At 54.9% G+C, this 17,866-nt stretch carries 2 protein-coding genes; both read left to right on the top strand.

What is annotated here, in order from left to right; translation table 11 throughout:
• Positions 1 to 579 precede the first annotated feature (579 nt).
• On the top strand, positions 580 to 8,565 hold the full coding sequence (locus AC5S26_RS16940; protein ID WP_494186086.1) for a SpvB/TcaC N-terminal domain-containing protein: 7,986 nt from the start codon (positions 580 to 582) through the stop codon (positions 8,563 to 8,565).
• 53 nt (positions 8,566 to 8,618) lie between these two features.
• On the top strand, positions 8,619 to 17,843 hold the full coding sequence (locus AC5S26_RS16935) for a Tc toxin subunit A-related protein (protein ID WP_494186085.1): 9,225 nt from the start codon (positions 8,619 to 8,621) through the stop codon (positions 17,841 to 17,843).
• Positions 17,844 to 17,866 lie beyond the last annotated feature (23 nt).

Genomic DNA, 17,866 nt, shown 5'->3' with positions numbered 1-17,866 from the left:
GCGATTACGGCACTGGTTAGGGACTCAGTTTGACGTCGGCAAGATAAGAAATCGGCGCACTTGAAAGTTCAACTTCACGGCTAGCACTTTTGCCAGTGGCCGTAGAGCCGCGTGGATTGCACAATGCTTGTTACAACGGTGATAGTGACAGCTTCTTGTCGAATATCCGCGGTTTGCGGGCCCGTGAGGAATACCGAACAGGAGAGGTGGAAGAAATGCCATTCAAGAAATCCGTCGAGATCACAACCCTCAAACTAGTGAACACATGTGCATCGCTCCAAAGTTAGAGGAGCCACTTGGTTGCGGCATTCGCGCCGATCATCAGACAGAATACGTCTGCGTCTCGAGAAACCGTCTCTCATGATTCTGGTGACTCATGCCTATCGAGGCGGTGCTCTTCGTCAAGTGAGACGGCCCGGATCCGAGTCTCCACACTGATGTTTGTTTTGTACCTCGTCTCAAGAAAACAAGAATTTTAAAGTACGAGGATTCGGTTCTGTGATAGAGTCCTCGTTCTGTACAAATTGTAAAAGGCATCACTTCCCCCGGGTCCGTCCACAACTACTATATCGAGGGCGCATGTACCCCAACTCACGACCCGTGGGGACCGGACGATCGACTTCGCCTCCGGGCGAGACTCCTGCGAGTGCGCCTCAGACTTCGGGCATTTCTGCTCCGTCGATCAGTCTTCCCAAAGGTGGGGGGGCAATCCGCGGAATTGGTGAGAAGTTCGCTGCAAATCCTGTAACCGGAACCGGATCCCTCACTGTTCCCATTGCCGTTTCGCCAGGACGTTCGGGATTCGGGCCTCAGTTGAATCTCTCCTACGATTCGGGTGCCGGCAACGGTCCATTTGGAATCGGTTGGAATCTATTCCTTCCCTCTATCACACGAAAAACCGACAAGGGTTTGCCCAAATACCGGGATGCGGACGAGTCCGACGTGTATATTCTCTCCGGCTCAGAAGATCTAGTTCTCGCCTTTGAGAGCAACCTGGATGGAACCTGGGTCCAGGACAAACAAGGGAACCCCGTCTACGACGAAGAGCAACGCGGCGGTTACTCCGTAAAACGCTACAGGCCTCGAATAGAAGGACTCTTCGCCCGTATAGAACGCTGGACCCGCATAAGCGACGGCGACACCCATTGGCGCTCGATATCGAAAGACAATGTTCTTACAGTTTACGGCAGCACGTCCGAGTCGCGCATAGCAGACCCTGCGGATCCCAATCGTATCTTTAGCTGGCTGATCTGCGAGAGTTACGATGACAAGGGAAACGCGATCGCCTATACATACGCCGCCGAGAACAGCGACAATGTTGACCTTTCCAGGCTCAACGAGCGCAACCGCATGCGTTCAGCAAACCGCTACGTTAAATATATTCGGTACGGAAATCGCACGCCCATCCTCATCGATCCCACTTTGCCTAGTTTCCGTCGCGCTCATCTTCCTGTGCCCGATTTCACTCCTGCAGATTGGATGTTTGAGCTGGTCTTTGATTATGGTGAAGGTCACTACCTGGAGCAGTCGAGGGGCGCAGACGGACGGACTTTCGCATCAGCGACATTGGAAGTACCGGCCATTGGAAGTTGGCCGGCGCGGCTGGATCCTTTCTCCGTGTACAGGTCTGGCTTTGAGGTGCGCAGCTACCGTCTATGCCGGCGTGTGCTGCAATTTCACCACTTTCCTGACGAGTTGGGCGTCCAGGACTATCTCGTCCGATCTACCGAATTCGCCTACTTGGAAAAGCCCACCGGCTCGTTCATCTCTCATGTCATTCAATCAGGCTTCAAACGAATTGCTTCTTCGATCCCGCCTTACCTCAAGCGGTCACTGCCACCGCTAGAATTCCAATACTCCGTCAGTCCGCTGGACGATTTGACTTTCGACCGACTTTCGCTCCAGGAGGTCGATTCTGTCAGCCTTGAAAATCTTCCCTGGGGTATCGACACCGGAAAGTGCCGTTGGGTGGACCTTGACGGCGAAGGAATTTCGGGGGTCCTAACGGAGGATGCCTACGCATGGTTCTACAAGCCTAACCTGGGCGGTGGCCGCTTCGGTCCCGTCGAGAGCCTTCCCATGCGTCCTTCCCTCGCCGCGCTAAACAGCGGACGCCAACAGCTTCTCGATCTCGCCGGAGATGGGAGACTCGATCTGGTCGACTTCGCATCGAGTACACAAGGATTTTTTTCCCGTGCCGATGACGCCACCTGGGATAGGTTCCGGACCTTCACCACCCTGCCCAATATCGATTGGCAAGATCCCAACCTGCGTTTCATAGACCTGACTGGCGACGGCCATGCGGATGTCCTGCTCACCGAGGATCAGGCTTTCTCCTCTTGGTTCGAATCCCAAGCCGAGGAGGGCTTCGGCACAGCAGTTTACGTTACTAACCCCTTGGACGAAGAGGCAGGGCCGAGGCTTGTGTTTGCCGATGGAACGCAATCAATCTATGTCGCCGACATGTCCGGTGATGGCCTTTCCGATCTGGTTCGCGTTCGCAAAAGCGAAGTCTCCTACTGGCCCAACATTGGATACGGCCGCTTCGGCGCAAAGGTAACGCTCAACACCGTTCCATGGTTCGACGATACCGAATCCTTCGATCAGCGTCGTGTTCACCTGACTGACACTGATGGATCGGGACCTACCGACATCATCTATCTCGGCCGGGACGATGTTCGAGTTTATTTGAACCAGCATGGAAATAGTTTGTCTGAGGCGCGAATTCTTCACCGTGTGCCACGCGCTGACAGTCACACTACGGTATCCGTTGTCGATCTTCTTGGGCGAGGAACCGCATGTCTCTTGTGGTCGAGCCCTTTACCCGGTGACGCACGTCGGCCATTACGCTATCTGGATCTAATGGGCGGAATCAAACCGCATTTGCTCACGTTGATTCGCAACAATTTGGGAACGGAGACGCGGCTTGAGTATAAGTCGTCCACTGAGTTCTACCTTGCCGACAAAGCTGCGGGAACACCGTGGATTACTCGGCTGCCATTCCCAGTTCATGTTGTCACCCGCGTCGAGACAAACGATCTGATAAGCAGCAATCGTTTCGCTTCCAGTTACACCTATCATCACGGCTATTTCGATACTGCTGAACGGGAGTTTCGCGGCTTCGGGCGAGTGGAACAGCTAGACACCGAAGGATTCGCCGTATTGGCTCCTACAACAAATCTGGACCAGGCCTTTCACGTGCCCCCGCTACTCACCAAGACCTGGTTTCATACCGGCGCTTACTTCCGGGCCGGCGAACGTGTATCGCGGCATTTCGAAGGAGAGTATTACCGCGAGGAGGGCCTCAGTCCAAATCAAACCAAAGCGATACTGCTGGTCGATACAATCCTGCCGCCAGATCTACAAGATTCCGAACGGCGCGAAGCGGTCCGCTCTCTAAAGGGTACGATTTTGCGTCAGGAGACATACGCGCTCGATGAAAAAGATGAATCCAGCCGCCCCTACTTCGTCTCAGAACGCAATTACACCATCAAAGCCATACAACCGCAGGGGACGAATCTCCACTCCGTCTTCTTCACGCACTCTCGTGAGACCATCGATTTTCACTACGAGCGGAAACTATTCACCACAGCAAGCGGGAACATTCAAGCCGATCCGCGGGTTTCGCACACCATCAATCTGGCCGTAGACAAATACGGCAACGTGCTGCAATTTGTCGCGATCGCATACGGACGTCGACTCGACGATCCCGATCCAGCTCTGACCGCGACAGACCGAAACAACCAAAAACTACTGCACTTCACCCTTACCGAATCCAGCTTCTCGAATGCGGTGTTTGCGCCGGATGCGTATCGCGCACCGTTGGTTGCCGAAGTTGCTACTTATGAGTTGCTGAAGCTGATGCCAACGTCCGCAGAACCGGCCATAACCAACCTGTTTCACTTCGACGAGCTTGTCGCTCTCGTTGCCCTGGCCAGCGACGGCGCCCATGATCTCCCGTATGAAGATTTCAATGCTGCCGGCGCGACAGGCTCAGGTCCTTACCGTCGCCCGATCGAGCGATTCCGCACCCGCTACCGGAGCAATACCCTGGCGCAGCTACTGCCGCTCAAAGCTCTTCATTCCCTGGCTATTCCGGGCGAAAGCTACAAACTCGCATTCTCTCTCGGACTGCTCAGCTCGGTATATCAGCGCCCGCATCCCGGCCAGCCTACGGAGAATCTCCTTACCAATCCTGGCGCCGTTCTACATTCCGATGCCTCAACTTGGTCGGATCGAGGCGGATATGTTGATCTCGATAGCGATGAAAAATGGTGGATACCTTCTGGCAACGTGTTCTTTCATCCCGATCCAAGTGAAAGCACTGCAAGTGAGCTTGCGGAGGCCGTGAATCATTTCTTCGTGCCGAGGCGTTTTCGCGATCCGTTTTCTCACGACACCATCGTCGAGTACGTCAACGACCTCCTCCCAGCAAAAACGGAAGACCCACTTGGAAATTCAGTGGAAGCGGGATACGACTACCGTGTCCTGCAGCCCAAGCTGACGACCGATCCAAACGGCAACCAGTCCTTCCTTTGCTTCGACGCTGTCGGCATGCCTGTAGCTTCCGCGGTCCGAGGGAAGATTAGTGAGACTCTAGGGGATTCTCTGGACGAATTCGGCGATTTCGATACGGACCCCACCCAGGCGCACATTCAACAATTCATCGCGGGTCCCCAATCCCAGGCGCCTGGGCTCCTGAAAAATGCAACCAGCCGATTCATCTACGACTTGGACCGCTTCCAACGCTGCGGCGAACCGCCTTTCGCCGCAACGATAGTCCGCGAAACCCATGCCAGCGACCCGCTCCCCTCACAGGGCTTAAAGATTCACGTGAGTTTTGCCTACTCAGACGGCTTCGGCCGTGATCTGCAATCGAAGATTCCTGCCGAGCCAGGCGATGCCGCCCTTCGAGGCCCGAATAGTGCAACGCAAGCAGGCGACATCAAGCCTGGTTCGCTGACGCTCGATGGCAGCGGCGCGCCGACGATAGGCAATGTCAATCCGCGATGGGTCGGCAAAGGCCGTACGGTTTACAACAACAAAGGCAGGCCCGTTAAACAATACGAGCCATTTTTTACCAGCACACACCTGTACGAGCCAGAACCGGAGATGACTGACACCGGGGTCACACCGATCCTGTTCTACGACCCCATGGAGCGCGTGGTCGCCACTCTACATCCCAACCACACCTACGAAAAGGTCGTCTTCGACCCCTGGCGCCAGGAGACGTGGGATGTGAACGATACGGTGACCCAAGCTGACCCAAAGCTCGACGCAGATGTCGGCGGCTTCTTCAAGCTTCTTCCACTGGCCGACTACTTGCCCACCTGGCACGACCAGCGACGGAACGGGCAAAAGGGTCCGGACGAAAAGAGTGCGGCCGGCAAGGCCGCCGCGCATGCTGCGACCCCAACGGTTGCATACTTCGACACTCTCGGCCGAGCGATGTTGACGATCGCCGATAACGGTCTGGACGCGAACGGCGTTCCGCAGAAGTACGCGACGCGGGTAACCCTGGACATTGAAGGCAATCAGCGCGAGGTCACCGACGCGAAGAACCGCGTCGTCATGCGCTACGACTATGACATGCTCAGCAACCGTATCCATCAATCCAGCATGGAAGCTGGCCAGCGCTGGATGCTGAACGATGTCGTCGGCAAGCCGATCCGCGCCTGGGATAGCCGCGATCACAGTTTCCGCACCGAATACGACGAGCTACGCCGCCCCTTGCGGTCATTTGTCATCGGCGCAGACGCGTTGAATTCGATGCGCGAAATCTGCTTCGAAGAAACCGTCTACAGCGAATCCACAGATAGCGGCCTCACCCCCGCTCAGGTCCTGCAAGCCAACCTGCGTGGCAAGTCTTATAGGCACTATGACACTGCAGGAGTCGTGACCAGCGAAGCTCATGACTTCAAGGGCAATCTCTTGCGCAGCACTCGGCAACTGGTGCGAGACTACAAGTCCATTCCGGATTGGTTGCAAAACCCGCCGCCTGTTGTGGAAACAGAAATCTTTGCCAGCAGCACCCGTTATGATGCGATCAATCGGCCACTCCAGATGGTCGCGCCACACAGCAGCCTGGCGAGCAGCAAGATCAACGTCATCCAGCTCAGCTACAACGGGGCCAACCTGCTCGAAGGCGTAGACGTCTGGTTGGGACAAGTCGCCGTGCCGACGGCCTTGTTGGTCGCGACGACGGCTAACCTTCGTGCCGTCACCAACATTGACTACGACGCCAAAGGCCAACGCACCAGGATTGAATATGGCAACGGCGCACTTACTGAATATGCCTATGACGACCAGACCTTTCGCTTGATTCATCTCAAGACCAGCCACACCGTGTTGGCACCGCAGAACCTGGCGCGGAGACTGATCGGCGCGGCTGCGCCGAAGGTGACGTCGATATTTCAGGATTTGTTCTACACCTATGACCCCGCTGGCAACATCACCCATATCCGCGACGATGCTCAGCAGACGATCATTTTCAAAGGCCAGGTTGTGCCACCGCAATGCGACTATGCCTACGACGCCATCTACCGTTTGATCAACGCAACCGGCCGCGAGCACATCGGCCAACTCGCACAGCCGCAAAGCATTTGGAACGACGAGTTCCGCGCGAACCTTCCTCATCCCAATGATGGTCCGGCGATGCGGAGCTATACCGAGCAGTATTTCTATGACGCAGTCGGCAATTTCGAAAGGGTGGTGCATCAAGCGGCCAATGGCAACTGGACGCGCGCCTACTCCTACAACGAAGGGAGCCTGATCGAGGCCGCCAGGAAGAGTAACCGGCTAAGCACCACGACTGTCGGCCCAACGATAGAGCCCTACACCTACGATTCCCACGGCAACATGACCGGCATGCCGCACCTCACGCTGATGCAATGGGACTTCAAGAACCAGTTGAGTGCGACCTCGCGACAGGCTGTGAACCCGACTCCGCCGCCGAGCAACGTGCCGGAGACGACCTTCTATGTCTACGACGCCGGAGGGCAGCGCGTCCGTAAGGTAACCGAACGTCAGAACAGCTCACGCAAGACGGAGCGGATTTACCTTGGCGGCTTCGAGATTTACCGCGAGTTAAACGCTAGCGGCAATGGCATCTCTCTCGAACGCGAGACGTTGCACGTCATGGACGACAAGCAGCGGATTGCCTTGGTGGAGACGCGAACGCAGGGTTCCGATGGCTCATCGGCGCAGCTCATCCGCTATCAGCTCGGCAATCACCTTGGGTCGGCGAGTCTTGAATTGGATGACAAGGCCAGCGTCATTTCCTACGAGGAGTATTTCCCGTCCGGCAGCACGTCGTATCAGGCGGTGGATCAGAGTATCAAAGCGACGGCGAAGCGGTATCGGTACACAGGGAAGGAGCGGGATGAGGAGACGGGGTTTACGTATCACGGGGCGCGGTATTACGCAGCGTGGTTAGGGAGGTGGACGAGTTGTGACCCAACGGGAATAAGCGGAGGCATCAATCTCTATCGGTATGCGGGAGCGAACCCGGTCTTCTTCGTCGATCATGACGGTATGGCGCCGACGTCCGCCCCGATGCTCGAGACGACAGAGGCCGACAAGAACGCAATCGCTGCATATGCGTCCGCGCTGTCTTCCGAGCCTCCGCCCCGTCCGAAGCCCAAACGCGTCGCCGTGGATCCAGGTTGCAGGCCCGTACCAGGCTTAGACAAGGCCGACACCAGCAAGCCGTCGCCTGTTGCAGAACCCATCACGCCGGCCGAGGAAGGCAGCGTCACCGTAACTACGGGTGGCGTGGTCTTCATGATGACGGAGGATCAATACGATTTGTTGAGTGCACCCGCATTCAAGCAGCAAAACCGGGAGATATTCATCGGTCTCGGGGGCGCCGTCGGCGCTGCGGGCGCTGCTCGGGGCCGCAACGAGCAACTGAACCAGCAGTGGAAGCAAACTACCCGTCCAAATACGGTGACTTCGAGCAGCGGTCCACCGAAAAAAGATGGCCCGCCGTCGAATGGCACCACAGGCGGAAACGCCATCGGTCGCGCGCCGGCGGGAAAACCATACTTGGACTCCGGAGGGCCACCTCTTGGGCCTGCCGATCCCCCAAGCGGAGGCGGGTCGGCAGGGGGCGGATTGCCCCGCGATGTTCCAGGCTTTACCGCAGCCTTTTATGCCTCGCAAGGTCGGATGCTCAACCAGCTGTCCGCAGATGTAGTTGGCATCGCCGCAGATCTTGGGGCAAGAAATCCGCGCCTTACGGTGGCGGTCAGTGCAGCGGCGATTAACGGCCGGATGGAATATCGGGTAACTGTTTCTGACATGAACGCTTACAACGTCCTGAATGCCAACCAGGGACGCCTGCCCGCGGGGTTGCAAATGGGCCCACCGCCAGCGATCGCGCCGGATGGAAACCTGGATCCGATGCGTCACGTCGAGGTCGAAGGGCCGTTGGGGTTGCTGGCAGAAGGGGCACGCGGGGTGGTAGTCGGAACCTCGCGACCGGCGTGCGCTGGCAACTGTGAGCCGCAGTGGAATCAGCCGGGTTCGCCCCCTCACGTCTGGCATACGAACCGCCCGCAGTAGCAACGGACGCGAGTTGTGATCGAGAGTAGTTGGATTTCGGGAGCACATGAGTCATGCCGTCAGAAAACGTTAGCCTCGAAGCCAGAATCAAAACCCTGAACACGGTTTTGACCGACAAACATCAACGTAAAGATGTAGACGAAGCGATGCGCGCGGCGAAGGGCGACATGTCCGCTGCGTTATCTAGCTTGAAGGGAAAGCTACCTAACGCTGCTCTACAAAAAATAGGTTTGGCTCATTCGCTCGCCGATTGGTCTAACGACCACGCCGCGGTCGTGAAAGCCCTGTCCGGGCAAGCGGACATCACCAACCTGCGCGATGTGGCGCTGCACTTCAACGTCGATAAGCTGGCCGGGCTGGTGGACACGCAGGCTTTGCCGGAAAACACCGCCGGCACGACCGCTGATGAGAAGAAGAAGAACTTCGCCATTGGGCTGCAAAACAAGCTATTCACGGCCGAACCCACTGCTGTGTTGCACCGGATGGTGCAGGACGCCGAAGTTCCGATTGCGGACAAGAATCTACGGACAGGCGTGGTGAGCTTCCTAAGCAACCAGCCTGCATTCAACATCCGCACCACGTCGCTCTACACCGCGCTGAAACAGCCTGACGCGTTCAAGGGCATCGCCGACGAACATCGTGCGGGCGTCGTCGAGCAATTGAAGACGCTACAGCGCGTGCAGGCAATCAGCCCCATACCCGCCGCTGTCCCTGTTTTAATGAGTTCGAATTTGACCTCCGCGTTCCGCGTTGCCCAGATACCGGAATCCACATTCTTGAAAGCTTACGGGCCGGCGATCGGCGAACAGGCTGCTCGACAGGTCTACACCACTTCGATCAACTCGCACATCCGAAACGAACACGCCATGATGACCATGCGTGAAACGATGCGTGGATCGGGTCTGGCCATTATCGACGGCCCGGAAACTACGGAAGCCCGAATGGCCAGGTTGCAGCAGGTTGCGGACACGAACAATGTTCCTCTGAACCTCGAAGCCTTGTTCGGAAGCATGGATTACTGCGAATGCGATGACTGCCTCTCGGTCTACAGTCCAGCGGCATATTTCGTGGAGATTCTGCAATATCTGCGGAACAACGATCTAGGTCCTGATCCGACCAATCCGAGCGGTCTCAATCCGGGCATCAGAACAGACCCTAAGGATATTTCCAATACGCCACTGGAAAAACTGTTCCGTCGGCGCCCGGACCTGGGCTGCCTGGAACTGACGTGCGAAAACACATTTACTGTGCTGCCTTACATCGATCTCGTCAACGAGGTGATGGAAAGCTTTGTCGTACACCTGGATAAGTACCATACCAACCCAAATGTGCCCAAGCAGGCGACCCTGGAGGTCTTCAACGTAATGGATGAAACCACCAGCGAACTGCTGGCGCAGCCGCAGCATGTCAACTACCAGGCGTACTGCATTCTCAAGGACGCGGTCTATCCGTTCACGCTCCCCTACCACCAGCCCATCGATGCCATTCGGATCTGGCTCAAGTATCTCGGCACCAGTCGTTACGAACTGCTGGACACCTTCCGCACCGCCACCGAAGCCATTTCCGACGTGGTTCTTACTCCCGCGCGGCAGCAGGAACTACAAGTACTGCACGCGATGATTCTGGACCGCTCGGCAGATGCGGAGTTTCTCGGCATCACGCAAGAGGAACACATCATCCTCACGCGGGAGGCTTTCTGGCCGAAAGCCTATTTCGACTTTACGCTTCAGAAGGTCAATACAAACGATGAATACCAGCAGAAGATCGGCGTCAAGCCGGTTAACGAGTATTACGGGTACAAAGTCGAAGCCGACATGCTCAGCATTGACGAGACCAAAAAACTGGGTCTCACCTTCGTCAAGAGCCAATTCCTGCCGCGGACCGGGGTTCAATACACCGATTTGGTCGACCTGCTGAAGACGCGCTTTATTAATCCGGCTTTCCCGCAAGGCAGAGCTTTGACGATTTTGGAGAGCATACGATTCAGCTACCGCTTCCTGCAGACACTCGTAGACACCGCGAGCACCGACCGCAAAAAACGGTTTGCCAAGTTGATCGATTTTCTGAACGACGCGCAAGCGCTGGTCCCTGAGATTAATACCTTGTTGCACCCAGACCCTTGCCATCAACAGTGCTCCGAAGACCGCCTGGCGCAGACGGATTTCCAAAGCTGGGTGTACTGCTACTTCGAGAGAATCGGAAAGCTGATTGTATTGGAGTCGGGTGAAGGGCCGCACCTGCCGATTGAAGGTCCGTTACGTTTGTTCGATGGAACCTTAGCGTCGATTGGCTCGCTACACAATGACGGCAGGATTACTGGTGATAAGGACGGAACCGTCATTGGCACCGTCACCGCTAATGGGCAGGTAATTGGAAAAGAGGGCAAACCATTTATTGAGGAGTTCGGAGTATTTGAACTGCGCATCAACGATGCAGATGGTGAGCTGATCGGCCTTATCAATGGCAAAGGGTTGATCGATATCAGAACTGACAAGTTAGTCGTCTGGCTCCCGGCACGCGACACCTGCAACCTTGACAAAGTGCGCTTGAGCCACCTTGACGGTAGCCTTCTTTCGGTCGACGAATACGACCGCATACAACGCTTTATCCGGTTGTGGCACAAGTTGGGCTGGACGATATCGGAGACCGATCTGGCTCTGATAGGGACTTCCACCCCCCTCTCGAGCGCTACGTCCAGCATGTCCGGCGGCACAATACCGTTTACCGGCGAAGGTGGATCAGTAGGTTTCGATATGTTTCAACCAGATTGCAACGATTTCATGGATGGGGGGGAGGGCGGATGTTGCGACACATCGGAGGCCAACGATGACACCAGCTGCCCTAAAACTGCAAGAGTACCGGAGAATGTCTCAGTTGGCTTTCTGCATCAGCTCGTGGCAGTTCGGAAACTGCTCGACCTCACAGGATTGCCCCTCGACAAGTTGTTGTCATTCTGGGCCGACGTCAGTAGTTCAGGAGAAAAGTCGCTATACTCCCGCTTGTTTTTGACTCATAACCTGCTCGCTATCGACAAGGTTTTCAAATCGGATGCGAACGGTAACTATTTAACTCAAGATGCCAAGTTATCGGATCACATGCCGGTGGTGATGGCCGCATTGAAAATGAAGGCCGACGACGTGATGGCGGTCGTTGCTTTCCGCAAACTGTCCCATGCCTTGACTCTGGCCAATGTGTCCGCGCTCTATCGCCATAGCCTGCTCGCAAGAAGTCTGCATGTGCCAGTCGCGAGCTTGGCCGAGGTATTTGCATTGTTTGGCGATCCATTCAATAGCGCGGAGGACACACTGGCACTTCTCTACGACTGGGGAAAAATGGAGGATGCGGGCTTCACCTTCCGCCAGCTCAACTACCTGATTCAGGACCACGACGATCCACAGCGCCCACTGGCTCCGTCGGAGAAGACCATCCTGCAAATCAGCAAGACGCTCTACGACGGTCTAAATGCTATCGACATCGACCATCAAGATGTACCACCTGAGAAGAAGGACGTCGCCACTGCTGACCTAATCCGCGCCAAAACGGGGCTATTGTTCGAGGCATCTGTTGTGGAGCGGATCATCAGCCTGTTGGAAGGAGCATCTGTTTACACTACCAACGCGCCGCCCAATCAAGTCATCAAGATTCCAGATACGGATTCCCTGGCAAAAAAGCTGAAGTACATCAGCCAGAAGGACGCTAAGCCGGTCCCGACTGCGTCCATCCAAGTCACGGGCATCCTGACCGATGCAGAAAAGATCCGGGCCAAAACACTTTCAAACGATTCCGGATGGGCCGAAGCGATCGACCGTGTCGGCAAGCAAGCACGACAGTTCTTCAACGATAACCTCGCTGGTATTTTCCCCAACAATAGTGAGCCAACAGCAAACCCGCACATGCTGGCGGGTGACATCAACGTCCCGACCGATCCGAGCAATCCTGCCGCAACCGACGCCAATACGGCCCCAATCAAACGCTACTACTTCCTTCAGTTTTTCCTGCCTTTCCTGAGGCAGCGTTTGGCTCACCGGTTAATTGTCGATACCCTCTCGGGTGCGGCGAGCCTAGCGACCGACGTTACAGATGTGCTGTTGACCGATGTGTTACGAGCCGGTGCAGCAGGGCAGCCTGCCATTACCGCATTGGAACAGATTCACCAAAAACCCGCGATGAGCAGCGGTGACGACTGGAAAGGCTATCTGATCCCATCGATTGATGACGCATATACTTTTGTCGCTCAAAGCCTGGTCAAAGATACTCAACCGCCGGCTATTGCGATCGATGACCAATCGATCTCATTTACGGTTCAGCAGGAAGACCCCACAAATTTCTGGTCTACCGACCCGGCGACCCCATTAAAACTAAAGGGCGGCAAGCCCTATCTGCTGGAGGTGATGGGGCAGCCTGCCACCGGCCTTCTGTGGAAGACCTCTTCCTCGCCCAAGGCACTTATTCCTGCCTCGGCACTGTTACCCGATTACACGTCGAGCGGCACGGAGGAGGTCATCGCAAAGCTGTACAAAGCCGCACTGATGATCAACGGTTTCAATTTGGCGGCTGATGAAGTGAGCTATTGGCAGGACCACGCCACAGATTTCGATGGGTTCGACTTCAATGCCGTCACGCTACAACACGTCCGCCGGTTGCAGGCCTATGCGAACCTCCGCAACAAATTGCCAAAGACCTTAACCAGCCTGCTGGATCTATTTCAGTGGGCAACCAAGCCAGACGCGACGACCGTGTTGAGCGAAAAAATTGCCGCTGCGACGCAATGGGAGGCGGTTTCCATCACCAAGCTCATCGCGCCGGGACACTTCGATCTTGACAAGCCAGACGCGTTTCGAAACGAAGTTAACCTGCTCAAGCTGCAAAAAGGATTGCGGGTTGCTGGCGCGATCGGGACCGATATCGATAGGCTATTCGCCTGGGCCAATCCAGCTTCCAGGTTTTCGGTCTGCCATCAGATTGCAGATGGTATCCGCGCCACCTTGCGCGCCCGCTATGACCAGGAGGATTGGGAGCAGGTGGTAAAACCATTGAACGACCAACTGCGTGAAGACCAGAAGCAGGCGCTAATCAGCTATCTGCTGGTGCAGCAGGATCTGATCGACTGGGGCGCGGTGGATGCCGACAGCCTGTTCGAGTTCTTCTTGATCGACGTGCAGATGGCCGCCTGCATGGAAACGTCACGCATTAAGCAGGCGATCTCCACGGTGCAGCTGTTTGTTCAGCGGTGTCTGCTTGGATTAGAGGCAAAGTACGGAGTTTCCAGTGATGCGCTGGATCGCGGCCGATGGGATTGGATGCAAAAGTACCGCGTCTGGGAGGCCAATCGCAAGGTTTTTCTCTACCCGGAAAACTGGACCAAGTCGGAACTGCGAGATGACAAGAGCCCGTTCTTCAAAGAATTGGAATCGGAGCTGCTGCAGAAAGATATTAACAAGCAAACCGTCGAAGACGCACTGAAGAACTATCTGTTCAAGGTCGACGAGGTGGCCAACCTGAAAGTGGCCGGATTGTTTCTGGATGAAGCGAAAAATAGACTGCACGTCTTTTCGCGAACGCGTAATGCACCATACTTCTTCTACTACCGTTACTTGCAGATAGACGAAAAAAGCTGGTATCCGTGGGAGAGAGTGCAGGTGGATATTCCAAGCTATGACGTTGAAGGGAAACCATGGAACGGTAAGCTGGAAGAGAATGGCACCTATTTAATTCCCGTAGTCTGGAATCGAAGGCTGCTTCTTTTCTTTCCGGAGTTCGTGAAAAAACAGGCACCTGGTTCCTCCCCCGGAAAGATCGATCAAATACGGGAACTTAAGATGGGTTGGACAGAGTATCGCAATGGAAAGTGGACACAGAAGCAGATTTCATCGGCGGCGATTTACGACTTAGAACCAATCACCGATACGTCTTCTCCGTTCCAAGGATACAAGTTCTACCCGCGTGTCGTCACCACCCCCGAACCAGAGCTTGTTATCGACGTATACAACGGCAATGTCAGCTTTGACAAATCCCATTCATTCCATTTTTCTGGGAGCCAGGTTTCGGTTGGCCAAGCATTGATCACTGCTTTTAGCAACTTGATTCCCGAGACCAGCTTTCAATATCTCAAAGTTGAGAATCCAATTCAGATTCACTCCCTGCAGGCGATAGATAAGGGTGTTCCACCATTCTGGAATAGAGAGCCGTACTTTCAAGATACTGGAGTCAGTGTAAAAGCCAACCCCAACGTCAATGTTGAGTTGCCGTTTTCTCACCCGTTCGTTCACAAACTGCTGGAAAAACTTGCGACCGGCAATCTCGATGACCTATTTGATTATTTCCTCAAAACAGTGTCGGACAAGGATGACGCCTTCGGAGGGGAGGACGCCACCTATCACGAACTGAAACGTGCTTATTCTCTTTATAACTGGGAAGCCGCTTTCCACGCGCCGATGTTGCTGGTGGACCGCTTGCTAGCGGCGCAACAGTTCGACCAAGCTCTCAAGATGTGCCAATACGTCCTGAATCCGTATGCAGCAGGCACGAGTGACAAGCGGTTCTGGCAATTCTTCCCTTTCACTGAAATTACAGCGAAGAATGTACTTGAACAATTGTTTCTCGGATTGCGACCCAACACACCAGACCCGCCGAACGGTCAGGTCAATGAATGGCGCAATCACCCGTTCCAGCCTCATGTCGTCGCTCGTTCCCGGCCGTCTGCATATATGAAGTGGGTGGCGATGAAGTATATCGAGATCTTGATTGCTTATGGCGACTACTACTTCCGTCAGAACACGCTGGAAACCATCCCGCTCGCCATTCAATGCTACGTCCTTGCGTCGCATGTTTACGGGCAGCGCGGGCAGAAGATACCGAAACGCGGCAAGACTGCGCCACAGACGTACAACGCTCTCTTGGACAAATGGGATGCGTTCGGCAACGCGATGGTTGAATTGGAGCTGGTGTTCCCGTTCAGCAATCAAACGACTTTACCCATCGGTTCGAGTAATGGCGTGGTGGGGATTGCGAATGTCTTTGGTTTTGCAAGCGCGCTCTATTTTTGCCTTCCCGATAACCCGCAGTTACGGGCGCTGCGGGATACCATCGATGACCGGCTGTTCAAGATTCGGCATTGCGAAGACATTGACGGTGTTTTCCGACATCTGCCATTGTTTGAGCCACCGATAGACCCGGCCCTATTAGTGCAGGCCGCCGCTCAGGGGCTCAGTTTGTCGAGCGTCCTGAATGATCTGAGCAGCCCGATGCCAAATTACCGTTTCTATTACCTGCTGCAAAAGGCGTTGGAGTTGTGTTCGGAAGTGAAGGCGCTAGGTAACGCCTTTTTGTCAGCGAAAGAAAAGGGCGATGCGGAAGCGTTATCCGAACTGCGCGCCAGGCACGAAAGTAGTATTCACCACCTGGTGATGGAAGTGAAGAAATACCAACTTGCCGAGGCCAATACCTCGAAGGATGCGCTGCAACAAAGCCGAAGAGGATTGGAGTCAAAGCTTGCGCAAGGGCTGGCTTCGATCGGGGAGGTTCTCCGGAAAGTGCCTGGGGCCTCCGTGGATTGGACAGATCTTGACTTCGCGGTTGAACAACCCATCGACGAGGGTGGCCTGAAGCTAATTAAGTATGAGAAGGAGGAGATGGATAAGGCTGCCGAGGCCAATGACAAGCAGGAAGACATTGGCCGGACAGAGGTTCTGGCGGGCATTCTGCACGCGCTGCCGAACTTCAATATCCCTGTTCCGGTGCCTTTTACTCTTGGAGGTTCGAACGCCGGGAGCGCAACCCAAGCTGTGGCAAGAGCTAATCAAGTGGTAGTGGGAAATCGCTCATTTTCGTCCACCAATGCGGGCCGGAAAGGCGCCTTCTCTCGCCAACTGCATGACCGAGTGCAGCAAGCCAACCAGGCTGGGTATGACATCAAAAATATCGATAAGCAGATTCTTACGCAGGAGTTCCGCATCAAAAGTGCGGAGCAAGAAATTACCAATCAGCAGAAGCAGATCGACAATGCTCAAGAGGTAGAAGAGTTCTTGCGCAACAAGTACACGAATCAAGACCTGTACTCCTGGATGGATAATCAGATCAGGACTTTGTACCATCAGGCTTACAACCTAGCATATGACTTGGCTAAGCGAGCGGAGAAGGTATTTCGTTTCGAGCGTGGGCTCACTACCTCCAATTTCATCCAATATGGGTACTGGGATGCCGCCTACGACGGTCTGTTTTCGGGTGAGCGGCTGTACATTGGCTTGAAGCAGCTCGAAGCGGCGTATCAGGAAACACGCGGGCACGACTTTGAAATTTCGAAATCGATTTCATTGCTCCAACTAAACCCGTTGGCGCTCCTTCAGCTTCGGGAGACGGGCGCCTGCGAGTTCGCACTGCCCGAAATCCTTTTTGATATGGATTTTCTTGGGCATTTCTCCCGTCGCATAAAGTCATTAAGCCTGCGCATCCCCTGCGTGCTGGGTGCTCATACCGGCCTGAACTGTACGCTTCGGCTGCTGAGTCATAAGTTTAGAACCAATACGATTGCCAAAAGTAAAACTGACTACCCTGAGCAGCCCGGCGATGAGCGTTTTAGCACTTGCAACATACCCATCAACGCCATTGCCGTGAATTCGCTGGAGGACGAGTCTGGCGTATTCGAGCTGAACTTCCATGATGAGCGATACCTGCCGTTCGAGGGCGCGGGGGTGATCAGCACCTGGAGCATCGAGATGCCCGACAAATTTCGGCAGTGGGATTACGACACCATGAAAGATGTGTTTATTCATTTGCGGTACACATCCAATTATGATGGCAAGCTAAAGCAGCCGGCGTCGGAATCCGTCCTCCAATACATCAAAAGCGTTGAAGATCTGAGTCGCGACGAGGGTCTTTTTGCGGCGTTCGATTTGAAAAATGACTTTTCTGACGCATGGTACACAGCAAATCATCCACCTTCCGCTGCCGCCGTGCGAGTGCTGACTATCGACAAGCTCAGCGAGAAACTTCCTCTCTTTACTAAAGGTCGCGATGTATCGAAGATTCGTGCGACCGATCTCTATTTATTTGTCGCGTTTGGCAAAAGTTCTTTGCCGGCAACGGCGTTCACTGCGATTCAAGACCATAGTGATATCTCGTTCGGCGATGGCCCTTCGCCGGGAGCCGGCAGCACACTAAAATGTTTTGTCGCAACGGGGGGTATTGACTGCGCAATGGACAGCATTCAAATCAAGATTAGCGACACGCAAGCTCTGATCGACAAGATGTGGATGGTCCACCGCTATACACTGACATAAGACGAGGACGTTGACATACCCCT

This window comes from Edaphobacter sp. FHG110511_03 (assembly GCF_059115365.1).
This window is presented reverse-complemented; position numbering and strand designations above follow the sequence as displayed.

Bases quoted from the DNA above. Each gene is read 5' to 3' on its own strand.
- AC5S26_RS16940 (WP_494186086.1), top strand. From the start codon at position 580: ATGTACCCCAACTCACGACCCGTGGGGACCGGACGATCGACTTCGCCT.
- AC5S26_RS16935 (WP_494186085.1), top strand. From the start codon at position 8,619: ATGCCGTCAGAAAACGTTAGCCTCGAAGCCAGAATCAAAACCCTGAAC.